Source organism: Rubricoccus marinus, assembly GCF_002257665.1.
In the GTDB taxonomy this organism is placed as follows: Bacteria; Bacteroidota; Rhodothermia; order Rhodothermales; family Rubricoccaceae; genus Rubricoccus; species Rubricoccus marinus.
This window is the reverse complement of the sequence record NZ_MQWB01000001.1, coordinates 1,555,442-1,578,257: the sequence shown is the minus strand read 5'-3', so window position 1 is coordinate 1,578,257 and position 22,816 is coordinate 1,555,442. Positions and strand designations below refer to the sequence as shown.

General features: G+C 67.6%; 18 protein-coding genes and 1 tRNA gene. 13 read left to right on the top strand and 6 right to left on the bottom strand.

Annotated features, from left to right (window positions below; translation table 11 throughout):
• The first annotated feature begins 8 nt into the window (after positions 1-8).
• From BSZ36_RS06525 to BSZ36_RS06510, 4 genes are all read left to right on the top strand, one after another.
• The gene (locus BSZ36_RS06525) at positions 9-1,073 is read left to right on the top strand and encodes an AAA family ATPase (protein WP_218827591.1); all 1,065 of its coding nucleotides are present in this window, start codon (positions 9-11) and stop codon (positions 1,071-1,073) included.
• Between the two features lie 173 nt (positions 1,074-1,246).
• Positions 1,247-2,614, top strand: a complete 1,368-nt coding sequence (locus BSZ36_RS06520) for a DUF58 domain-containing protein (RefSeq protein ID WP_094547131.1) — start codon at positions 1,247-1,249, stop codon at positions 2,612-2,614.
• Positions 2,615-3,008: 394 nt separating this feature from the next.
• The gene (locus BSZ36_RS06515) at positions 3,009-5,417 is read left to right on the top strand and encodes a M4 family metallopeptidase (RefSeq protein ID WP_094547130.1); all 2,409 of its coding nucleotides are present in this window, start codon (positions 3,009-3,011) and stop codon (positions 5,415-5,417) included.
• 218 nt (positions 5,418-5,635) lie between these two features.
• Positions 5,636-6,109 carry a hypothetical protein gene (locus tag BSZ36_RS06510; protein WP_094547129.1) on the top strand — a complete coding sequence of 158 codons (474 nt, stop codon included), beginning with the start codon at positions 5,636-5,638 and terminating at the stop codon, positions 6,107-6,109.
• Between the two features lie 158 nt (positions 6,110-6,267).
• On the opposite strand, the gene BSZ36_RS06505 is transcribed toward BSZ36_RS06510, so the two are convergent.
• A tRNA-Thr gene (locus BSZ36_RS06505) sits at positions 6,268-6,340 on the bottom strand.
• 161 nt (positions 6,341-6,501) lie between these two features.
• On the opposite strand from BSZ36_RS06505, the gene BSZ36_RS06500 reads away from it, so the two are divergent.
• A complete protein-coding gene (locus BSZ36_RS06500) occupies positions 6,502-8,055 on the top strand; it encodes a carboxypeptidase M32 (protein ID WP_094547128.1) in 1,554 nt (517 codons plus the stop codon).
• Positions 8,056-8,127: 72 nt separating this feature from the next.
• Here the strand turns inward: BSZ36_RS06500 and BSZ36_RS06495 are convergent, their stop codons facing one another.
• The 3 genes from BSZ36_RS06495 to BSZ36_RS06485 all read right to left on the bottom strand — a co-directional run bounded on the left by BSZ36_RS06495 (position 8,128) and on the right by BSZ36_RS06485 (position 10,177).
• On the bottom strand, positions 8,128-8,706 hold the full coding sequence (locus BSZ36_RS06495) for an esterase/lipase family protein (RefSeq protein ID WP_094547127.1): 579 nt from the start codon (positions 8,704-8,706) through the stop codon (positions 8,128-8,130).
• 64 nt (positions 8,707-8,770) lie between these two features.
• Positions 8,771-9,046 carry a hypothetical protein gene (locus BSZ36_RS06490; RefSeq protein WP_094547126.1) on the bottom strand — a complete coding sequence of 92 codons (276 nt, stop codon included), beginning with the start codon at positions 9,044-9,046 and terminating at the stop codon, positions 8,771-8,773.
• Between the two features lie 51 nt (positions 9,047-9,097).
• Complete coding sequence (locus BSZ36_RS06485; RefSeq protein ID WP_094547125.1) at positions 9,098-10,177, bottom strand: M42 family metallopeptidase; 1,080 nt, start codon at positions 10,175-10,177, stop codon at positions 9,098-9,100.
• A gap of 176 nt (positions 10,178-10,353) precedes the next feature.
• Here BSZ36_RS06485 and BSZ36_RS06480 point away from each other — a divergent pair, with 176 nt between their 5' ends.
• The 3 genes from BSZ36_RS06480 to zapE are packed head-to-tail and all read left to right on the top strand — an operon-like array spanning position 10,354 to position 14,802.
• On the top strand, positions 10,354-12,813 hold the full coding sequence (locus tag BSZ36_RS06480) for a PIG-L family deacetylase (RefSeq protein ID WP_094547124.1): 2,460 nt from the start codon (positions 10,354-10,356) through the stop codon (positions 12,811-12,813).
• Positions 12,803-13,759, top strand: coding sequence for a DMT family transporter (locus BSZ36_RS06475; RefSeq protein WP_094547123.1), 957 nt, complete (start codon positions 12,803-12,805; stop codon positions 13,757-13,759). The genes BSZ36_RS06480 and BSZ36_RS06475 overlap by 11 nt, the downstream gene beginning before the upstream one ends.
• A complete protein-coding gene (gene zapE / locus BSZ36_RS06470) occupies positions 13,756-14,802 on the top strand; it encodes an AFG1/ZapE family ATPase (RefSeq protein ID WP_094547122.1) in 1,047 nt (348 codons plus the stop codon). Before BSZ36_RS06475 ends, zapE begins: the two co-directional genes overlap by 4 nt.
• Before the next feature lie 18 nt (positions 14,803-14,820).
• Here zapE and BSZ36_RS06465 read toward each other — a convergent pair whose 3' ends face one another.
• A complete protein-coding gene (locus BSZ36_RS06465; RefSeq protein WP_094547121.1) occupies positions 14,821-17,727 on the bottom strand; it encodes a T9SS type A sorting domain-containing protein in 2,907 nt (968 codons plus the stop codon).
• Positions 17,728-17,965: 238 nt separating this feature from the next.
• Here BSZ36_RS06465 and BSZ36_RS06460 point away from each other — a divergent pair, with 238 nt between their 5' ends.
• The 5 genes from BSZ36_RS06460 (at position 17,966) to BSZ36_RS06440 (ending at position 21,524) form a co-directional block, all read left to right on the top strand.
• Complete coding sequence (locus tag BSZ36_RS06460; RefSeq protein ID WP_094547120.1) at positions 17,966-18,916, top strand: ring-cleaving dioxygenase; 951 nt, start codon at positions 17,966-17,968, stop codon at positions 18,914-18,916.
• Positions 18,916-19,308, top strand: coding sequence for a copper-binding protein (locus BSZ36_RS06455; protein WP_094547119.1), 393 nt, complete (start codon positions 18,916-18,918; stop codon positions 19,306-19,308). The genes BSZ36_RS06460 and BSZ36_RS06455 overlap by 1 nt, the downstream gene beginning before the upstream one ends.
• Entirely contained in the window at positions 19,308-19,964 is a 657-nt protein-coding gene (locus tag BSZ36_RS06450) for an alpha/beta hydrolase (protein WP_094547118.1), read from the top strand. The genes BSZ36_RS06455 and BSZ36_RS06450 overlap by 1 nt, the downstream gene beginning before the upstream one ends.
• A gap of 44 nt (positions 19,965-20,008) precedes the next feature.
• The gene (locus tag BSZ36_RS06445) at positions 20,009-20,707 is read left to right on the top strand and encodes a hypothetical protein (RefSeq protein WP_094547117.1); all 699 of its coding nucleotides are present in this window, start codon (positions 20,009-20,011) and stop codon (positions 20,705-20,707) included.
• Between the two features lie 106 nt (positions 20,708-20,813).
• Complete coding sequence (locus BSZ36_RS06440; RefSeq protein WP_094547116.1) at positions 20,814-21,524, top strand: nucleotidyltransferase domain-containing protein; 711 nt, start codon at positions 20,814-20,816, stop codon at positions 21,522-21,524.
• On the opposite strand, the gene BSZ36_RS06435 is transcribed toward BSZ36_RS06440, so the two are convergent.
• A complete protein-coding gene (locus BSZ36_RS06435) occupies positions 21,521-22,768 on the bottom strand; it encodes a patatin-like phospholipase family protein (protein WP_094547115.1) in 1,248 nt (415 codons plus the stop codon). The two genes, BSZ36_RS06440 and BSZ36_RS06435, sit on opposite strands and share 4 nt — an antisense overlap.
• Positions 22,769-22,816: the final 48 nt, after the last annotated feature.

Sequence of the window (22,816 nt, the reverse complement as noted above, 5' to 3'; positions counted from 1 at the left end):
CCGACTTCGTGGACACCCCCGATCCCGACGCGCCGCTGGCGCCCACCGACCCGACCACCGCCGAAACCAGCGGCACCGCCAAGGCGCCAGAGGCCTCTGGCGACGACTTGTTCGCGGCGACAACCGAACTGGAGCCCGTCGCCGAGGCCGTGGAGGCGCTGCGGCATGAGATCGGGCAGCTCGTCGTCGGGCAGGTCGGGATGGTGGACGAGCTGATCGCGTGCATGCTCGCGGGAGGGCACGCGCTGATCGAGGGCGTGCCGGGCGTCGCCAAAACGCTCACGGCCAAGTTGCTCGCCAAGGCCACAGGCCTCGACTACTCCCGCGTGCAGTTCACGCCCGACCTGATGCCGGCCGATGTGCTGGGCACGAGCGTGTTTCGCCCGCGCGAGGGTGACTTCGAGTTCCACCCCGGCCCCATCTTCGCCCAAGTCGTCCTCATCGACGAGATCAACCGCGCGCCTGCCAAGACGCAAGCGGCGCTGTTCGAGGTCATGGAAGAGCGGCAGGCCACGATCGACGGGACGACGTACGCGATGCACGCCCCGTTCATGGTCCTCGCGACGCAGAACCCCGTCGAGCACGAGGGCACCTACAACCTGCCCGAGGCCCAACTCGACCGCTTCCTCTTCAAGGTCGTGGTTGGCTACCCGAGCCTGGAAGAGGAGGTGCGGATGCTGACTCAGTTCCAGGCCCACGGCGGGCGCGTCGACCTCGACCGTGTGCATTCCGTCTTGGACGCCGACGCGATCCAGCGCGCGCAAGAGGCCGTCCGCCTCGTCCGCGCCGAGCCGCCGGTGCTCCGCTACGCCGCCGAGATTGTGGGCGCCACGCGCTCTCACCCGGCACTCATGCTCGGCGGCAGCCCACGCGCGACTCTCGCCTTGATCCAAGGCGCCAAAGCCGTCGCCGCGATGTCCGGCCGCGACTTCGCCACGCCGGACGACATCAAGTCCATCGTGGCTCCGGCCATGCGCCACCGCATCATCCTCACACCCGAGCGCGAGATCGAAGGGGTCCGTGCCGAGGACGTGCTTCGCCGCATCGTCGAGGACGTGGAGGTGCCCCGGTGAGCGGCTACGACCGGCGCCGACGCGCGCGCAACCAGCCGAATCCTCGCCAGAGGCCCTCGCGCCAACGGGAACCGCGCCCGAGGCCGGACGGCGGCCCACGCCCCGCCTCTGGCGCGAGAGCGAGATCCGCCAGGCCTACACCTACGCCGCGCGCCCCTCGCAAGCCGTTCCCCTTGGGGCCGTTCCGCGACCTGTTTCTACCCGCTCGATTTTTCCAGGTCGGGACGGCGCTCGTCGTCGTGTTCGTGGTCGCGTTTTTCTGGCCGCCTCTGCTGTGGGCTGCGAAAGCGATGGCGTTCGCGCTGGCCGTGTTGCTCCTCGCGGACGCGCTTTTGCTTTGGGGTACGCGCAAAGGCGGACTCGTCGCCACGCGTGCGGTCGAAGACAAGCTTTCGATGGGCGACGAGAACGAGGTCGCCCTCAATGTGGAAAACCGCTACGGCACACCCATTTCAGCCCGCATCATTGACGAGGCGCCCGTTCAGTTTCAGAAGCGGGACACCGGAGACCTCCTGCCTCTGGCGGCGCGCGGCGCTGAAGGCGCTCGCCAGAGGCGCACGTACTCCCTCCGCCCGACCGAGCGCGGCGTCTACGGGTTCGGCCACCTCAACCTGTTCGCGGCCACGCCCATCGGGCTCATCAACCGCCGCTTCCGGGCCGTTCCGCCCCAGGAAGTCAAGGTGTACCCGTCCATCATCCAGATGCGGAAGTATGCCTTCCTGGCCGAGAGCAACCGGCTGGAAGAGGCGGGCTTGAAGCGCGTCCGGCGCCTGGGCCAGACGATGGAGTTCGACCAAGTGCGCACCTACGTTCCGGGCGATGACCGCCGCACGATCAACTGGAAAGCCACCGCCCGGCGCGGGATGGCCTCTGGCGGAGGCCCATCGCTTCTCGTTAACCAGTACGAGGAGGAGCGGGCGCAGCCCGTCGTCGCCGCGCTCGACATGGGCCGCGCTATGCGCTCGCCCTTTGAAGGCATCACGCTTCTGGATCACGCTGTCAACACGAGCCTCGTGCTGCTCAATACGGCCCTTATCAAAGCTGACAAGGCCGGGCTCGTCACGTTCGATCACGAGGTCCGCACCGTTGTCGCGCCCGACCGCGGGCGTGGGCAGCTCTCGCGCGTGCTGGAGTCGCTCTACCGCCAGAGGCCGTCCTACCGGGACCCTTCCTACGAGGCGTTCTACGCCGCCGTCCGCAGCCGGCTGAAGCGGCGGTCGCTCATCTTGCTGTTCACCAACTTCGATACGCGGGCCGGACTGGAGCGGCAGTTGCCGTACTTGGCCCGCATCGCGAGAAAGCACCGGCTCGTCGTCGTGCTCTTCGAGAACAGCGGCATCCGCGAACTACTGGAGACGCCCGCCGAGCGACTGGAGGACGTGTACGTCAAGACCACGGCGGAAACGCTCGCGATGGAGAAGCGAGAAATCGCCCGGACCCTGGAGCGCCGCGGCATCGGCTCCATCCTGACCTCGCCCGAGCACCTGACCGTGGACGCCGTGAACCGGTACATCGCGCTCAAGGCCCGCGGGTCGTTCTGACTCCGACTCGCCAGAGGCCTCTTGCGCACGTCCGGCGCGGTGGAATCACGGGCCGTCTTGCTTCTGAATCCTGCCGTTTAGAAGCCGGATATGTCCGGTTTACTCCTACACGGACCGACGGCTCGGGATTTATTTTCACGCTTCACCATCTCTGCACAATAGCATGTGCAAGCGTTTCCATCGGCCATTAGGGACGCCAGAGGTCACATGATGGAAACATGAGGGAGGGCAACGGGCGGTGCCCCGGTCTGTGAATCCATCATGCAGGTTGCAGGGAGGAACATCGAAGGGTAAATCAGGACAGCCACTCGCCGAGCGTGGGAGCTTGGACGGCGCCGTCCCACAGGCGCCATCCGCGAGCGGCCCCTGACCACCACCATCAGCTCCCCCCTCCATGCCCATTGAGCATGTCGGACGCTGGACCCGCCGCGCCTTTTATGGCGCCGCCCTCGGTCTGCTCGCGTCTCCCTCCTTCGCCCAGGACAAAGCCCCCCTCGAAGGCGCCGCCTTCAGCCGCTCGGACGTCGAGCGGATCGAATGGAGCGACGCCTCTGGCGTCCCCACCTACCTCGCCGGCCGCCTCGGCACGGTGACAGCCAAAACCAACGCCCCCGCTTCTTTTTTCGCCGCTAATGAAGGCCTGTTCCGCGTCGAGCCCGACGACATCGTGACCACCTCGGTCGAGACCGACGACCTCGGCCTGACGCACGTCCGCGTGCAGCAGACCGTGGACGGCGTGCCCGTCTTCGGCGGCGACGCGGCCCTGCACCTCTCGCGAGGCGGCGAGGTCTACGCTTACGGCGGCACGCTCCACCCCGACGCGGACCTCGTCGCGACGCGGCCTGCCCTCGGCGCCAGCGGCGCGCTTGCGAGCGCCCGTGCCGTGCTCGGCCCAGTGACCGAGCGGAAATCGGCCTCTGGCGCCGACGAGTTCGGCCACGAGCCGATGGACTGGACGCCCAAGGCCGACCTCGTCGTGTACCCCCACGATGGCACTTACCTGCTCGCCTACCGCGTGCAGCTCTTCGTGGACGCCCCGACGCCTGCCAACTGGAACGTCTTCGTGGACGCCCAGACCGGCCAGGTGATCGACCGCTACAACACCATCCACACCTTCGACGCGCCCGCAGCACCGATGGTGTTCGCATCTGTCGCGCCAGAGGTCGGATCGGGGACCAGCACCTTCGGCGGAAGCCGGACGATCCCGACGTACTCGTCTGGAGGCACCTACTACCTCTACGACACCACGCGCGGCCCGTCTTACATCCGCACGATGACGGGCAACAACGGGACCAGCCTCCCGGGCTCGTACATCACGGACACGGACAACAACTTCACCGACACGGCTGCCCGTGCGGGCGTTGATGCCCACTACGGTGCCGTTACCGTCTACGACTACTACCAGAACACGCACGGCCGCAACTCCTACAACGGAGCCGGGGCCAACATCACGAGCACGGTCCACCACCGCGTGAACTACAACAACGCGTTCTGGAACGGTCAGCAGATGGTGTACGGTGACGGGGACGGCTCGCAGTTCCAGGCGCTCGTCGACCTGGACATCGTGGCTCACGAACTCACGCACGCCGTCACGGGCGCGACCGCCGGCCTCATCTACCAGAACGAGAGCGGTGCCCTCAACGAGGCCGTTTCCGACATCATGGCCGTCATGGTGGACCGCGACGATTGGCGCTTGGGTGAGCTGAGCTACACGCCGGGCGTCTCCGGAGACGCACTCCGCAACCTCGCCAACCCGCCAGAGGGCAACCAGCCCGACAACTACGCGGACCGCTACACCGGCAGCCAGGACAACGGAGGTGTGCACATCAACTCCGGGATCCCGAACAAGGCCGCTTACCTCATGGCCGCTGGCGGCACGTTCCGCGGCGTCACCGTTGCGAGCATCGGCCGCGCCAAGACGGAGAAGATCTGGTACCGCGCCCTCACGCAGTACTTCACGTCCTCCACCAACCTCGCGGGCGCCCGTCAGGGCACGCTTTCCGCTACGGCCGACCTCTACGGGTCCGGCGGCGCGGAGTACGCGGCTGTGCAGAACGCGTGGGCGGCTGTCGGTATCGGTTCCGGCGCCTCTGGCGGCGGCGGCACGCCTCCCAGCGGGGGCACGCCGGAGTGGCGCTACGAGACGATCACCGTCGAGAGCGCGCACAACTACGCCAACAACACCAACACGACCAACGTGTACTCCAAGCCTGGCGCGAGCCGCGTGGCGGCGTACTTCGAGCGCTTCGAGCTGGAGAACAACTACGACTTCGTGTACATGAAGAACGGCTCCAACCAGACCACGGCGACCTACACGGGCACCAAGTCTGCGTTCTGGGCCATCGTGGACGACTCCGAGTTGAAGATCAACTTCGTCTCGGACTACTCCGTGACGGGTTACGGCTGGCGGGTGACGCGCTTCGCGTACTTCGCGGATCGGCCGCTTCTCGTGGCGGACGGTGAGGAAGGCATCCCGATGGCGGAAGCGCCTCAGGGTCTGGCCTCGGACGTGATCACCGGCGTCAGCGCGAAGGCCGCGCTGGTAACCGGCCTGGAAGTCCCTCGTCCGAACCCCGCCTCTGGCGCGAGCAGCGTCGTCTTCTCTCTAGAGGAGGCCGGCGAGGCGCGCGTGGCGCTGTACGACGTGCTCGGCCGCGAGGTCGCCGTCCTGCACGACGGCCAGACCGAGGCCGGCGAGCATGACGTCGCGTTCGACGCCCGGAGCGTGCCAGCGGGCTCGTACATCATTGTGATGCAGACAGGTGCGCAGCGCCTGACCCAACGCCTGACCGTGGTGAGGTAGAACCTCGGTTCCAAACGGGCGTTGACGAAACGCCCCCAGAGGCACGCGGCCGCCGCCGGGATTCGTCCCGGGGCGGCCGCAATCGTTAGGGACCCACGCGGGGGACGGCCTCTGGCGCAAGAGTCTCTTGGAAAGGGATCGCGCCAGAGGCGTGTGACTCGGAGCGGCTCTCGCGCGTCTCAGGACCGTGCCTTCCCCGGCCCGCACATTCTACTCCTATGACCCGCTCTGCCCTCCTCCCATTCGGCCTCGCTGCCCTCGTCGCGCTTAGCGGCTGCAGCGACATCCTTTCTCAGCGCCTCCCGGACACCCGCCGCGCCCAGAACCGCAAGGTGGAGCGCCGCTCCGACAACCGCGCCTGGAACCGGCTCGACCGCGACGCCCGCGCCTACGCTCAACTCCTCGACCGGCAACTCCGCCTCAGCGACAACGACGAGCGCCAGATCCGGCGCATCCTCGAAGAGCGCGGCGATCGCCTCCGCCGCGACCGTCGCAACACGTACCCGTTCCCCCGCCGCATGCGCACCGACCGGTACGCGGACCGCACCGTGGAGCGCTTCTGGCGCGACGCTGACAAGCGGATTGAGCGCGTCCTGAGTCGCAGTCAGGTCCGCGAGTACCGCGTGCTCACCGGCCGGGCCTCTGGCAACAACGGGCGCCGCGAGCAACGCCGAGGCCGCAAGCGGAACTAGCTCCGTAAACGGCGCGCGTTCGCTCTAATCGCCCGAAGCGCCTCCCTGAATCAGTCGCCGTGGCGAACGAATATCGAAGAGCCCCGGCGCAAGAGGCCCGGGGTTCAACCTCGCGACCGCACAAAAAACGCCCCTCGCGAAAACACGAGGGGCGTGGGAGCCATTGACCGGACTTGAACCGGTGACCTGCTCATTACGAATGAGCTGCTCTACCAACTGAGCTACAATGGCGCGTCCTCCGGGGAGGGTCCGCCAAACTACGGCGCACGGCGAGCCTCCATCAAGACGTGCGCGGCCCTCCACACCGTCTTCGCCTCTGGCGAGGCCGGAGTGCCGCCAGAGGCTTGGACACTGGCGGTACGTTCCGCTCTCTTGACCACAGCCCACCGCGCATGGACGCCCTCCGCTCCCACCTCGCCACCATCCAGGACCTCCGCCACACCGCCGCCGTGCTGGAGTGGGATCAGGAAACGCACATGCCCGAAGGCAGCGCCGAGGGCCGCACGCACCAGATCTCGACCGTCCGGCGCCTCGCGCACGAGCTGTTCGCCTCTGGCGAGACTGCGCAGCTATTGGATTCCGCCAACGCCCGCGGTGAGTTGGACGAAGCACTCATCCTCGTGACGCGCCGCGACTTGGCACGCGCCACGCGCCTGCCCGCGGACCTCGTGGCCGAGATGGCCGAGGCCACGAGCCGAGCCAAAGGCGTTTGGGCCGAGGCGCGCGTCCAGAGCGACTGGAGCCACTTCGCGCCCCACCTCCAGCGCATCCTGGACCTCAGCATCCAGAAGGCGGACCTCTTGCGCCCCGTCCTCCAAGAGGAACGCGGCCCGGACTACACGCCTGAACCTGCCGACGCCCGCTACGACGCCCTCTTAGACGAGTACGAGCACGGCGCCTCGACCGCCGACGTCGCCGAGGTCTTCCGAGCGCTGCGCGCCGAACTCGTGCCCCTTGTGGAGCACGCCGCCTCGCGGCCGCCCGTCCATGACGAGCCACTGTACCGCTACGTCCCCGAAGGCGTGCAGTGGGAGCTCGGCCTCGAAGTCGCGCAGCAGTTCGGCTACGATTTCGCCAGAGGCCGCCAGGACCTCTCCGCGCACCCTTTCACGACCTCGTTCGGCATCGACGACGTGCGCATCACGACGCGCGTCGATCCCAACTTCTTTCCCACGGCGCTCTACGGTACGCTCCACGAGGCCGGACACGCGCTCTACGAGCAGGGCATCGACCCCGCGCTCGCGCGGACGCCTCTGGCGGACGGCACCTCGTTGGGCATCCACGAGAGCCAAAGCCGGCTGTGGGAAAACCAGGTGGGCCGCAGCCGTCCGTTCTGGCGCCGCCACTTCGCGGACTTCCAGGACCGCATCGGCACGTGGATGGACCTCACGGCGGACGACCTTTGGCGCGCCACCAACCGCGTGCAACCCAGCCTGATCCGCGTCGAGGCCGACGAGATCACCTACCACCTGCACGTCCTCTTGAGGTTCACGTTGGAGCGCGAGATGATCGCGGGGCGCCTCGACGTGGCCGACGTGCCGGAAGCGTGGAACACGGGCATGCAGTCGCTGCTCGGCGTGACGCCGGAAACCGCGGGCGACGGCTGCCTTCAGGACATCCACTGGTCGCTCGGCGCGATCGGCTACTTCCCGACCTACACCCTCGGCACGCTGATCAGCGCCCAGCTCTGGGACGCGATGGCGCAGGACCTCGGCGATATGGAGGCCATCATCGCCTCTGGCGAGTACGGCGCCATCCTCGGCTGGCTGCGCGAGCACGTGCACCGCTTTGGGCGCGCCCGCTCCGGCGCACAGATCCTCCGCGACGCCACGGGCTCCGACCTCGACCCCGGCCCGTGGCTGGACTACGCCCGGAAAAAGGTCCACGCCGTCTACGGCGTCGATGGGGACAGCTGGGCCTCCTCGCTAGACGCGATGGACGGCTAGACGTTCGGCTTTCTCACAGTGAGGCGTGTGCATGCCCCCCATCATGGGCCCCGCCTCTGGCGCCAGAGGCCGCTACTCGCGGAGTAGTTCTGTGACGCGGTCCAGCACGCGCTGATCGTAAAGCATCAGGCGGTGCGCCTTGACCGGAATCGACTCGCTCGTCCCGACGGGCAGCGCGCCCGAGGCGCCCGGCACGACCGTCAGGTCGAACGGCGTCCAGAGCGAGACGGGGTCCACGTGCTCAAGGACCTCGACGTCCTCTTCTAAGTCCGTCAGCAGCTCGCTTCCGGGGCGCATCTGGCGCGTGGCCTCTTGCGGCATCATGCGCGCGAGGTGGCTGCCCGCGTGCGGAGACGCGAGCGTGATCAGCCGCCGCACGTGGTCTGCGCCACCGTGACGCTGCACGTACAGGCGCGAGACCAGTCCCCCCATCGAGAAACCGACGAGGTCCACCTCGCCAGAGGCCCCGGCGTGCCGGTCGACCTCTCGCGCGAGGTGCTGCGCGAAATCGTGCAGCGAGCACGTTGCCAGGCGCGGCGTGAGACGGATCGAGTGCGTCTCGAAGCCTGCGTCGCGGAGGTGCCGCGCCATGCGGTGAAAGCTGGCCGGGCCGTCGAGAAAGCCGGGAACGAGGAGAACGGGACGGTGCATGGGCGGCCTACGATGCGCCCAGGCGGAGGTTCGCCTAGGAGGCCTCTGGCGCCTAGCCGTGCGACTACTCCCAGCCGCGCGAGAGGCTCTCGGCGTACGCCTCCCAGAGCTTGTGCGGCTCGGTGGCGCTCATCTGCACCGCGCCGCACTCACCGCAAACCGACACCTCGGCGTCCACGGTCACGGGGCGCTTCATCAGCTTCGCCTCCGGGTTCCGGTTCACGCCGACCTGCACGCCGATGCCGCCGTAGCCCTTCGCGATGAGAAACGCGTTGGGGATCATCGCATCGGCGCCGCACGCGCGGCAGACGGGCGTGATGGAAGGGTCTGTTTCAGGCATCGATGTGGGGACGGGGCCTCTAGCGCCAGAGGCGGACGGGGCCGCGGGTGGTCAGAGGATCTCGGTGCGGAACGTGTCCGAGGTACGGATGCTCTGCGCGAAAGCGGTGAGCAGGCGAACGGTGTGCTCCACGTCCGAAACCGCGACGGTCTCGACGGTGGAGTGCATGTAGCGCATCGGGATGGAGACGAGCGCGCTGGGCACGCCGCGACGCGAAGTAAAAATCACGTCTGTGTCCGTCCCGGAGTAGCGTGAGGACGACTCGTGCTGCAGCGGGATGCCTTCTTGCTCCGCGACCTCCATCAGCCGCGCGACGACTTCCGGGTGGTTCACCGTCCCGTGCGTCACGGTCGGCCCACCGCCCAGCTTGACCTCGCCGTGCTTTGCCTTCTCGATGCCGGGCGAGTCTGTCGCGTGCGTCACATCTAGCACGACGGCCATATCGGGGTCGATGCGGTAGGCTGCCATCTTGGCCCCGTTGCCGCCGATCTCCTCTTGCACCGCGTTCAGCGCCACAACCGTCGCGCTGTGCTTCGCGCCAGAGGCGAGCGCGTCCAGCACTTGTGTGAGTACGTAGCCGCCCAGCCGGTTGTCCAGCGCGCGACCCATGATGAGGTCGTCGCCGAGCATGGACGGGCCATCGGGGTAGACGGCCGGGTGTCCCACGCGGATGCCTAGTGCGGCCACGCCCTCGCGGTCCTTTGCGCCCACGTCCACGAACAGTTCCTCCAGCTTGGGCGCCTTCTCGTCGTCCTTCCGGTCGCGGAGGTGGATCGCCGTGTTGCCGATAATGGCTGGGACAGGACCGTTCTCGCCCAGAACCATCAGCCGGCGGCCTCTGGCGATGGCCTGATCGCTACCGCCGATTCGGTCGACGCGGAGAAAGCCGTCCTCGGTGATGTACTTCACCGCGAAGCCGATCTCGTCGGCGTGTGCTTCGAGGAGGAGCGTTGGAGCCTTTTTGCTTTTGCCGTCGCGCACGGCCCACGCGCTCCCGTAGGCGTCGCTTTCCACGCGGTCGGCGTCGCCAGAGGCGCGGGCGGCCCAGAGGCGCTGGCCGGGGGCCTCCCACCCCGTCGGGCTGGGCGTGCTGAGGAGATCGAAGAGAAACTGGCGGTCGGCGTCGGTCATGCTGACGTGCGGAGTGCGGAGTGCGGAGTGCGGAGTGCGGAAAGGTGCCCCGAGCCTCTGGCGGGGGCAAGCGAAGACGGCGCCAGAGGCCGCGCGGTTCGCCCCCACCCGGACCGCTCGCCAGCGGGACCGCCGCGCGCCGGTCCGGGTACCTTTCAGAAACACCTCCTCCCCACGTGATCCGACTCGTCCTGCCTCTGGCGCTCGCCAGCGGCCTCATCCTCGCCGCCTGCTCCGCTTCCCCCAGCGTGACGGCGCCGCGCCCCACGCTCCAGACCGGCCCTCCTGAGCCCGAGGCCCCAGCCGGGCGACCGCTCGTGGTGATGAACCTCGCGGCACACCCCGACGACGAGGACGGCCTCACGATGGCGTACTACCGTGGTCACCGCGACGCCATGGTGTACTCGGTGATCTACACGCGGGGTGAGGGCGGGCAGAACGAAGCGGGGCCTGAGCTTTACGAACGCTTGGGCGCGATCCGCACGCGGGAGACCGAGGCCGCAGCGCGCGTGCTGGGCACGCAGGTGTACTTCCTCAACCACTACGACTTCGGCTACTCCAAGCACGCTCGCGAGTCGTTCGCAGAGTGGAGTGTGCCTCGGACGAGCTTCTGGGACAAGCGCCCGGACGATCTCAGCTCCGACGCCGGACGAGACAGTGTGACGGCAGGCCTCGTCCGCCTATACCGCCTACTCAAGCCCGACGTCGTCTTTACCAACCACGACACGGTTACCGTTGGCGACGACCGCCAGCACGGGCAGCACCAGGCCGTCGGCATCTCGGGGTACGACGCCTTCGCGCTTGCCGCCGACCCGAGCTATCACCCGGAGCAACTCGACGAACCCGGCGTGGACCTCTGGCAACCCAAGCGCCTCTTCCTCCGTCGCGGTGGGTTCGCCTCTGGCGCGCCAGAGGCCTACGACGTGGCCGTGCCGGTCTCCAGCACGTGCGAGCCGACGGCCTACCGGCCGGAGGAGTCCTGCGCCGAGCGCGCCGTGGCGGGCGCCTCGCTGCACGTCTCGCAGGGCTTCGACGTGTTCGCGCCCCGCTTCTACCGCGACACGACGTATTTCCAACTCCTGCGCTCGGCGCCAGAGGCCCCGGCGCTCGCCTCTGGCGCGACGGACCTCGCCGCGGAGCTCGTCCGCCCGCAGCTGACGGAGGCGAACGCACCCGAGGGCTCCGTTCTCCGCTACCTCGCGGAGGCCGCGCCCGTGCTCGACGAACCGGGAGAACTCTCCGGCCCCATTGCACCGATGCCGGAGATCTTCCCGCCCAGCGGCGAAGCCATCCGGCACCTCGCAGAAAGCGGTCGGGTGGAGCGCATCCCGTACGCGCTTTCCGACGACACCGTCGTCCCCGGGCAGGAGGTCACGATCACGTGGGACTCGCGGGCGGACAACCCGATGGCGTTTTTCCTCGACGACGTTCCCATCGCGACGGCCAACATGAGGGACGGACGCGTGACGTTCACCGTCCCGGATGCCGCCCCGCTCACCATCCCGGTGCATCGCGGGATGTACCGCGAGAGCTTCCACGTGTACCCCCTCGTGGCGGCCATCCTGGACAGCAACAAAGTGGTGACGGCGAACCTCCTGCCTCTGGCGGTCGCGCCGCCCGTCGTCGCGGAGCTACCGGCCGAGCCGGTGGCCCTCCGCGACGGCGAGAACCGCGTCCCGCTCTCCCTCACCGTCTACGACCCGACTGCGACGAGCGTGACGCTGGACGCCCGCGTATGGTGGGACGGCCGCATCCGCCTGCCCATGGCGACGGCCGCCGCTGGCGACGACCAGACCGTCCCGGCGTCCACGCCAGTGGCCGCGCTGAGCTTCGAGATGGAGGACCAGCCCCCGGGCCCCTACGAGATCGAGCTTCTGGCGCAGACCGACCCCGGCAGCCTCAGCCCGCTCCCGTTCGTGGACGGCATGCCGGCCGCCATCCTGCCCGACGTGTCGGTCGCCCCCGGCCTCCGCGTCGGCTTCGTGCGCTCCTACGACGGCACGATGGGCACAGCAATGACCACGATGGGCGCCAGCGTCACCGACCTGGACTCGCTCGCCCTCGCCAGAGGTGACTTCGAAGGCCTCGACACGATCGTGATCGACATCCGGGCGTACTTGGAGCGCGAGGACCTGCGCCAGCACAACGACAAGCTCCTGGCGTGGGTCGCCAGAGGCGGGCACCTCGTCGTCGGCTACCAGAAGCTGTTCGAGTGGAATAGCGGCCGCACGCACCCGCTTCAGGCCGACGAGACCAACCCGGACTTCGCGCCCTTCCCGCTGGAACTCGGCCGCGAGCGCATCACGATGGAGAACGTGCCCGTGACCGTCACGATGCCCGAGCACCCGCTGTTCACCGCGCCACACGCGATCACGGCCACGGACTGGGAGGGCTGGGTGCAGGAGCGCGGCCTCTACTTCCCCACCGACGATGCGGACGAACGCTACGTGCGGCCTCTGGCGATGGCGGACGCGGGCGAGGCCCCGCTCACGACGGGCATCTTGCTCGCGAACGTGGGCGAGGGCACGTACCTCTACTCCCCGCTCGTGTGGTACCGCCAGCTCGCGGCGCTGAACCCAGGCGCGTGGCGGCTTTTCGCCAACCTCGTCTCGCTCCCGCTCACGGATGGGCGCTAGGTCGCCAGAGGCCCCGGGTGAGTCGAGACGGGCGCTGTTCGCCGTCGCCCTGGCCGCTGTGCTGTGGGGCGGCACGTTCGTACTGGGCAAGGTCGCGCTGGAGGAGATCACGCCGACCTGGCTGATCGCCTGGCGGTTCGCGCTCGGCGCGGGCGCGCTGCTACCGTTTGTGCGGTGGCGCCGGGTGCGGCTCGGACGCGAGGAAATCCTCATGACGCTCGCCGGCGGCGCCATCGCGGCGCTCGTGGTGTTCCTGCTCCAGTTCGAGGGCCTCGCGCGGACGACGGCGAGCAGCGCGGCTCTTCTGGTGGCCGTGCTCCCGCCGCTGCTCGCGATCGCGGCGCTGGTCGTGGACCGGGAGATCCCGAGCCGGACAACGTGGGTCGCGATCGGCCTCTCAGTCGTGGGCGTGTTGCTTCTCGTGGGCCGCTCCGGTCCTGGCCGGACGCTCCTGGGCGACGCGCTGTGCCTGTCCTCGATGGTCGGAGCGGTCGCGTGGACGCTGCTCTCGCGCCGGCTCGCGCGGCGCATCGGCGCATTAGCCGCCACGGCGCTCCAGTTCACCGTCGGCGTGCCCCTGCTCGTCGGGCTCGGCCTCTGGCGCGGGGGCGCGGCGGTCCCGGTCTCGCCAGAGGCCTGGGGCGCCGTCCTCGTGCTCGGGACGGCCTGCACGGCGCTGACCTTCTGGTTGTTCAACTGGGGCGTGCTCCGGGTCCAAGCGGCCCGCGCGGGCGTGCTGTCCAACATCGAGCCCGCCGTGGGCGCACTGCTCGGGGTGACATTACTCGGCGAAACGCTCGGGCCTCTGGCCTCTCTCGGCGGCGCGCTACTGATCGCCGCCGCCGTCCTGGCCTCCCGCGCCGACACCTCTGGCGCGGTCGCGACTCCCGACATCGCGTCCGCCGTGCCTCTAACCGCTCTTGACGTGCGTCCGCTCCGCAAATGAACCTGCCACCCGATACCCAGAGCGCGGACCTCGCGCCACCGGCCCGCTTTGACGAGGCGCGCTTTCGGCTGTACCGGCCGCAGACCGAGAAGCAGGCCGACGCGCTTGAGAAAGCGCGCACGTTCGTGCGACTCGCACGTATCCGCTACGCCCGACCCGGCTGGTTTGGGCTCGCCCCCAAGCGGAAGACCGGCCTCCGCGGCGGGCTCTACCTCGTCGGTCCGGTGGGGACGGGCAAGACGCATCTCTTGGCGTCGATCTACCACGCGCTCACCACGCCCGAAACGCCCGGCGCCGAGCCCATCGCGTGCGCGTTTACGCACTCCTCCGACCTCTTCCGCTCCACGCTCACGCCAGAGGCCTACGCCGAGCGCGTCGCGTCTGGCGCGAAAGTGCTCTGCGTGGACGAGATCGAGTTGGACGATCCCGCGCAGGAGGTCCGCCTGATCGGCGTGCTCCGAGCGCTCCGCGAACGGCGCGTGACCCTCGCCGCGACTTCCAACGCCGACCCAGACGCACTGATTGAGGGCGCGCAGTTCGGCAACGAGCGCCTCGCGCGGTTCATCCGCGAGGAGTTCGAGCGCCAGTACCACGTCGTCCTCGTCCCCGGCGAGGACTTCCGCCAGCGGCTCGCCAAGCCCGGCCGCGCCTGGGTGGGGCCTCTGGCGGCGGCGCAGCGTGCCATGCGCGAGGCGTTTGAGGCGGCGTCGGAGCCCAAGCGCTGGCTCGCTTTCCCAGACCTCCTCGCGCTCACGGCGAGCACCGAGCGCCAGAGGCTCGCCGACGATCTCGCCTCTGGCGACGCGCTCTTTTTGGACGGCGTGGCGATCTCCAGCACGGACGACGCGCTCCGCCTCCTGCGCGTCATGGACGACCTCTACGGACGCCCGGACCCGCCGACGCTGTACTTCACGAGTCAGACCGAGCCGGCCTCGTGGTTCGACCCGCGCGAGCATGCGGGCCTCGCCAGAGGCATCGCGGAGAAATTCCACCGCACGGTCTCGCGAATGACGGGACTCGCAGAGGTAGAGAGAGTCAGTTGAGCCTCTGGCGGCAGAGGCTCAACGCACAACCGTAATGCGTTGCGACGCTCTCTCTTCACCTGCCTGAACGCGCACCACATGGACGCCAGAAGCGAGCGTGCGGGCATCAAGCGGCAAGCGGTGCGTTCCCGCTGCGAGTTCTTGAGTTGACGCGAGGAGGCGTCGGCCTAGCGCGTCGAAAACCTCCACCGTCACGGCCTCTGGCGCGGTGAGCACGATCTGAACCGATGCCTCAGAGCCGACCGGGTTTGGTCCAACGCGCAGATCCAAACCGTTCCCAAGAGCAGCCGATTCGTTGGACACGACGACGTCTTCTAGGCTGTAGAAGTACAGACGGTCAGACTCCGGGGCGTCGTTGTCATCGTCGCCCTGCACCAGAATCGCGTCCATGATGCCGTCGCCGTTGAAGTCGCCAACCGCCGAGTGCTGCGCGGAGGTCGTGTTGTTGTTGTTGACGCCTAGCGAGCGTGAAGGGTTGGGACCCACAAGCCGCGCGGAAGGCTCGAACGTTCCACCCAGCACGACGAAAGCATCACGCTGTTCGCTGTAGGCGCGCCCATCGCCTCCTCCTATCAGAATCTCAGCGTCGCCGTCGTTGTCCAAGTCAGGCAGAGCGGTAATCTCACCGTAGAAAAGGAAGGAGCTTCCATTTGCGCCAACGATTCCGACCTCGCCCAACACATCGGACCTCACGTCTAACTCTGCATCAAAACTTGGGCCCCCATAGTACACGTCTAGGGTTGGAGATGAGCCAGACCCAAGCGCATTGGCTGTTATGATGTCGGAGGCGCCGTCTCCATTCACATCCGCATGACTCAGGCTAATTCCTGGATTGAAGCCGGGAGCAGGGGTAAGCCGAAGAACTGACCGCTCGTCTGCGAATCCGCCTACGGCCCCAAAGACGACGTTGCATCTCTCATTTTGAAGCTGACACACGACAGCGTCGGCGAAGCCATCTTGGTCTACGTCGCCGGGAACGTCAAGTCGGAACGGGATCGCTGAGGGAGAAAGCTCGAACACATCCGTCCGATCTTCCGGCAAGGGGGTGTCCGAGCTCGGCAGCGCCTCTCCCCCCAGGAGCACCATCAGCTTGCCACTGCCTCCGAAGAACAGATCATCGACACCGTCTCCGTTCGCGTCACCGACTGCCGCTGTGACGATCCCTGCCCCCCTCCCCTGGCCTTCGCACGTGGGTTGCTCGAGAGACGTACAGAGATAGCTCCAATCCGGCTCGCTGCCGAGCGATGCACCGCCAAGCCAGATGGCAATCCCCCCCAAGTATTGCTGATCCCGAAAGGCGTGAGGGTAAGCCACGGCGATGTCACGCTCGCCGTCCCCATCGACGTCTCCGGCAACGACTCGCTCGGGTTCCAGTGGCACAGCAGCGGGTCCATCCGTCGAAAACCGTGAGTCCAGGCGCAACGTCGTCGTAGCAGTGCTTGGGAACGGATTCCCGCCCATGAACACCTCCACGCGGGGATCTGTCCTGTACGATGTCGCACGGTGCACGACGGCGAAATCGTCAACTCCGTCGCCGTTGACGTCTCCTAAGCCTGCAGCGTACCGGACGTCGGAGGCTGGTATACCGTCACCCTCGAGATACGCGATCGATGAGGAGAGAGACGATCCGTCCGAGCTTATGGTCACGCGTCCAAAGCCCGCCAGACTCTCCTCCCTACGTAGTTCAGCATCGAGTACGATATCGTCTCTCCCATCACCGTCTACGTCCCCCACGGGTGTAGAGAACGACTGGAGGTACGACCGAACCACGTACGGCTCAGGGACACCGGGAGGAAACACAGGATCTACCGACGCAAAGCGAGCCGACCTGTTTTCGACGTCGAAACGAAGCGGACCGAAGCCGATCGCGGAAATGTCAGCACCGCCTCCATTTTCAATTGCACCGTCTTCCACTCCATCACCGTCAACGTCTCCCGCCGGGTAATAGCCCGGAGCTTCGTAAGGCAGGGGATCGAAGCTGCCGCTCTCCTGGAGATACAAGGCCGGCTGATAGAGACCGGGGCTGAAATCTCTAACGACTAGCAAATCGATATCGCCGTCAGCGTCAGCGTCCGTAGGGAAGACGAGGTAATTGGTGAAGATCGGGCGCGGCACCTCTAGAAGAGTACGTACCGTTGCAACACCATCTGGGCCGAGCGAGGCGGCTCGCACCACAAGAGGGTCTTGTGCTGTTACAGGTGAGAGGCGCCGCTCATAGAAGATGACATCATCACGGTCATCGCCGTCGATGTCTGCCAGCGATACACTTCTGCGATCGTACCTGCCCTCACCACCGAGTGGCACCTTTTTTACGTTGCCGACACCTAGAACGACAGTCAGTGTGTCTCTAGAACCGAACTGGACGGTCGCGAGGTCAGCAAGTCCGTCGCCGTCCATGTCTCCGAACCCTGCCGTCCGCACGGAACTCGTAAGCGCGTCAAGGACAACCGGCTTTCCGTTGTCCGTGAGCAATCGGCCCTCAACGTATCCATCCGGCGACCCTCGGTATATCCTTGACGGCTCCCCTCTTTGAGGCACTGAGAACGCGTCGGAGAAACCATCTCCCGTCACGTCGCCGACGGGCTGGAGGCGTACTGAGACAACCTGACCTGGTGTGTAATCCGCAGCAGGCCCGAAGTAGACCACCGTTTGATCAATGCGGTCGCTTAGATCAGCCGTGCTTGCGTCGGGTACGTCTGTGGCAGTGTAGACCACGTCCGCCCGACCATCACCGTTAATGTCCCCGGCCGCCAGACGCGTTCCGGTCGGATAAAAGCGGATGAGATCAAATCCTGGAGGCAGGTCGCCGCTGGCGAGGCGGAGCGTCTCTGATGGCAACACCTCAGGCAGTGCGGGCTGAGCATTGGCTGCACCCGTAGCGAGTGCGAGCAGGAGAGTGGCGGCCAGACGGATCCGGGAGGTCATGTGTAGTGCGTATACGTGCCTTGCAAGATATCGCGGCAAATCGAGCGACCTCACACGCGGATCAACTGCGTAAGGAACAACTGCCTAGTACGAGATGGCAGCTGCATGAAGCCTCTGGCGCCAGAGGCTTCACGAACGTCGCCCACGATCCAGTTTCGAAGTCCGCCAGGAGGCCTTTGCGCTCGCATTTGGAACGTGGCCAGTGCGTCTCGGTCCAAGCGCGAAACGCACGCCACCTATGTCCTCTCCTGTTACCGGCCTCCACCACGTCACGGCCATCTCCGGCCCCGCGCAGCAGAACGTGGACGTGTACGCCGGCCTTCTCGGCCTGCGCCTCGTCAAGCGGACCGTCAACTTCGACGACCCCGGCACCTACCACCTGTATTACGCCGACGGCGAAGCGCGGCCGGGCTCGTTCCTGACGTTTTTTCCCTGGGGCGAGGGCGCGATGCCCGGCCGCATCGGCGCGCCTCAGGCCGTCGCGACCGCCTACGCCGCGCCCATCGGCGCGTCGGAGATGTGGCTGGACCGCCTCGCGAGCCACGGGCCTCTGGCGGGCGTGGACTTCGACGCGCCCGAGGAGCGCTTTGGAGAGACGGTCCTCACGCTCCGCGCCCCAGACGGCCTCGCCGTCGAGATCATCGAGGCAGCCGACGCCTCTGGCGGCTGGGAGGCCGGGCGCATCCCGCCAGAGGCCGCGCTCGGCGCCTTCCACTCGGTCACGCTCCGCACCGCGCGCCCCGAGGCCACCATGCGCGTGCTGACCGACGCGCTGGGCTACGAGGCCCACGGCGAGGAGGAAGGCCGCGTGCGGCTCGTCAACCCGCAGGCTGACCGCGCGCGGTGTATCGACGTGATGCGCCAGCCCGGCGAGGCCGGCCGCATGGGCGCCGGGACCGTCCACCACATCGCGTTCCGCGTTCCGGACGACGACGCCGAGCTCGAAGCACGGGAGCTCCTGCTCCAACTCGGCCTGCAGCCCACGCCGCCCATCGACCGGCAGTACTTCCATTCGGTGTACTGCCGCGAACCCGGCGGCGTCCTCTTCGAGATCGCGACCGACCCGCCCGGCTTCGCAACTGACGAGCCCGCCGACGCGCTGGGCCAGCGCCTTATGCTGCCGCCGCAGTACGAGCCGCAACGCGAGGCCATCGAGGCCCGCCTCCCCCCTCTCCACGTCCCCTCCTGATGCGCCTCCACCTCTTCCTGCTCCTCGCCTCTGGCGTCTTTGTCGCGGCCTGTGCGGACGATGCCGCCTCTGGCTCCACCGCGCCAGAGGCGACCGTAGCCGATGCCTCTGGCGAGTCGTGGACCGCCCGCGGCGTGTTCCTCGGCTCGCGCTTCGAAGGCCAGGCCGCGACGATCGAGCACGAAGCCATCCCGGACTTTATGGACGCGATGCGCATGGACTTCCTCCTCGCCTCGCCAGAGGCCGTCGAGGCCTTGGAAGTGGGAGACAAGGTCTCATTCCGGCTGGACTACGACGGCAACCGCGTCATCGCCAGCGGTTTCGAGACCCTGCCCGACTCCACTACGCTCGTGCTTGCCGCTGGCGCCACGCCCCCAGACTCCACCGACTGATGCCGCACGAACACGCCCCCATCCGTACCGCCGGCGCCGATCTCGCGGACGCCAGAGGCGCCGTGATCCTCCTCCACGGACGCGGGGCCGGTGCCGCAGACATCCTCGCCCTCGGCCGAGAGGTCGCGCCCGACGCGCTGGCGCTCCTCGCGCCCGACGCCGACGGCGCGACGTGGTACCCCCACTCGTTCCTGGCGCCTCTGGCGTCGAACCAGCCATACTTGGACGGCGCGCTGGCGACGGTCGAACGCGCGGTGGCGCTGGCCGAGGCCTCTGGCGTGCCGCGCGAGCGGATCGCGCTGGCGGGGTTTAGCCAGGGCGCCTGCCTCTCGCTAGAGGCCGCGGCCCGACTTGGAGGCCGGTGGGGCGCCATCGCCGCCCTATCGGGCGGCCTGATCGGCACCGGCGAGGACTCGGACGGGAAGCCGCCGGCGGACAAGCGCTTCGACTACGACGCGGACCTCGCGGGAACGCCCGTGTTTCTCGGCTGCTCCGACGTGGACCCGCACATCCCGCTCTCGCGCGTCCGGCGCAGCGCCCTCGTGTTCGAAGACCTCGGCGCGAGCGTGGACGAGCGGATCTACAAGAACATGGGCCACGTCGTCAACCGCGACGAGTTGGACGCGGTCCGCGCGCTGCTGCAGCCCCTGGCTTAGCGCCAGACGTGGGCGTATATCGTGGGCCCCATCTCAGTCCTACGATGGCGAAAACGCACTCCCGTCGCGAGAGGCGCCGCGCCGACCGCTTCACGCCCGTCCGCCTCTGCCCGCGATGCGGCGTCGAGTACCTCGCTCACGTCGACACGTGCTCGGACTGCCACATCGCGCTTTTCGACCCGGCCGCGGACGCGGGGCCTCTGGCGCCAGAGGCAGAGATGTGTATGGTCTTCGAAACCACCGACCCGCCCCACGCGCAGTTCGTGGCCGCCTGCCTTCAGAGGGCCGGGATTCCGTTCGAGCGCAAAGAGTCTGTTCTGATCTCTGAGCGGCTGATCTCCTTTCTCGTCGAGGAAGCGCGAGCGCCAGAGGCCTTCCGAATCGGTGGCGTTGTAGGGGACGATGGGGATCGCACGCCAGAGGCCGTGGTGAGCATGGCGCAAGCCCTCCCGCTTCGCCCTCTAACTGAGGACCTTCTGGAGGACCTCGACGGGCTTGAAGTCTTCGACGAGGACCACGAGGCGCCGCCTCTTGCGCCAGCCGAAAGCGCCCACGCTTTGTTGACGCACCTCGGCGCCGGAGTGCTCTGGTTTCTCGCGCTGTTGTCCTTCACGTTTACCCAGGACCGACACGTCCTGTGGTGGGCTGCCGTTGTGGCGTGCGTTGTCGCCGCACTGGCACTACACGCCCGGGGGCGTGTGATGACCCATCGGTGGCAGGCGGAGAACCGCACAGGCCTGTAGCCTGCGGCGCAAGAGGCGAGCGCGATCACCCTAAGCCCCAGGCGGTTCGCTGCGAATCAGGCCTCGCGCGTCGCTATCCTCGCGCAAACACGCACACGTCTACCCTATGTGGGGCCGCTCCATCATTTCTCGTGTCGGCAAGCTCTTGTCGCCAGAGGCCCGCACCGCGCTTATCAATGCTGGGATCGCGCTTCACATGCCGTCGCGGAGGCGGTTCTTCAGGCGCATTGAGCGGTTGATCCGCACCGACGCGATCCCGTGCGTGATCGCCGGAGGCTACGCGTACGACGCGAAACGCGGGCGCATCACGCGGCCTCACAAAGACGTGGACATGCTGGCGCTCGAAGAGGACCGGGACGCGATCATCGCCGCGTTCGAAGCCGCGGGGCTCCGCGTTAAAGCCAAGCGCTCGACCCGGCTCGTCGTCACCGACCGCGTGTGGTGCTGGGGAGACGTGTTCCTGTTCCGAGACGTGGGTGGAGGCCTCGCCGAGATCGAGGGCTCCGACTACAACAAGATCATCATGCGCGTCCCGCGAGACGTGCTCGTCCGGCGCCAGCAGGGACGGATTGGCGATCGCGAGTTGCCCATCCCCTGCGACGACTACTTCTACTGCATGGCCCCGTTTATCGCGAACGAAGACGACCAAGCCTTTTGCCGCGGCCTGCCGCACTCCCCCTCTCTCCGGCTCCACACGCGGCCTGCGCCCGAGCACCCGGGCTACACGCTCTACGAATGGGGCTACGATCCGGTCGACCAGACTACCGGCGCCCTTATATCCGAGCCGAAGCCCGAGGCCTCTGGCGCCAGAGGCTAGCTCAGCAAGCTTTCGAGATCACCGAGGGTGTCGCGCAGGTCGCGCGTGGCGACGGTAGACGGCATCAGGGCACGGCCACCGTTCCGGCGCCGCTTGCGCGTGCCGAGCGCAACGCTTTCCCAGAGGTCGTGCACCGGGCGATCCAGCACGTCCTCGCGGAGCGTGATGCCGTGACGGGCGAAGATGGGTCCGATTTCCTCGCGGCGCGTGGCGAGCTGGCGCAGCGTGCTGGAATACGCGTGCTCCATGACCATCTTGCGCTCTGCGAACGAGAACACGTTGACGAAGAACATGGTGTAGTCGTCACGAGTCGGCTCGATCAGCACCACATCGGCCGCGTCGTAGCGCTCGCGGTAGGCCGCGAGGCCGGTCCCGAGGCGGCTGTGGATGAGCGTACGGAGCGTCTGGCTCATAACCGTCGGCAGGCCGCGGTCGACAAGCTTGCCGCGTTCCATGACGCCCTTCTCGACGCTGTTCACCGTGTCCACCGGCACGATGGGGTTGATACAAAGCACGAGCTCGGCGCCCCGGTCCAGTGCGACGGACGCATGGACCGTCTTATGCAGTACGCCGTCCACGTAGTGCCGCCCATCGATCTCGACCGGCGGGTACAGGCCCGGAAGCGCTGTTGACGCCTGGATGGCGAGGGAAATGGGCACGCCCGCCAGAGGCCCGTCGCCGAACCGCACGGTTTCCCCAGCGTCGAGGTCGGCGGCGACGACGATCAATTCGTTCTTGAGCGTCCGGAAGTCGTCCGTGCGGCCCTCTGGCGCGAACAGCCGCTCCAGGTACGTCCGCAGCGGCTTGTTGTCGAACACGCCGACCGGCACGGCGCGGCTGAGCCGCTCGATCATCGTCGCGACGAGGCCGTACGTCCGGGGCTTCCGAACCGTGTCCGCGAGCGCGCCGGCCACGAGCCCGGGGATGGACGCGAGACGGCGCGCGATCTCGCCTGCGGCCGGGCGGAGAAACAGCTCGGGGCGGAACGGCTGCTCGCCGGGCTCCTCGTGCATCACGGAGCGGGCCATCTGCGCGGTCGTGATCCCGTTGGCGAGGCACGCGCCGACCAGCGCGCCCGCCGAAACGCCGACCGTGATAGGCACATCGTTGAAATCCACTCCTTCCAGCGCATCATCCAGCGCGCGGAGAACGCCGATTTCGTAGATGGCGCCCTCGGGACCGCCGCCCGCGAGTGCGAGGCCGAAACGACCGGTAGGATGGGACGGCGAGGAGACGACCTGCATGGTGGTAGCGCTTTCAGTGCTGCAGGATACGAACGCCGCAGCGCGGCG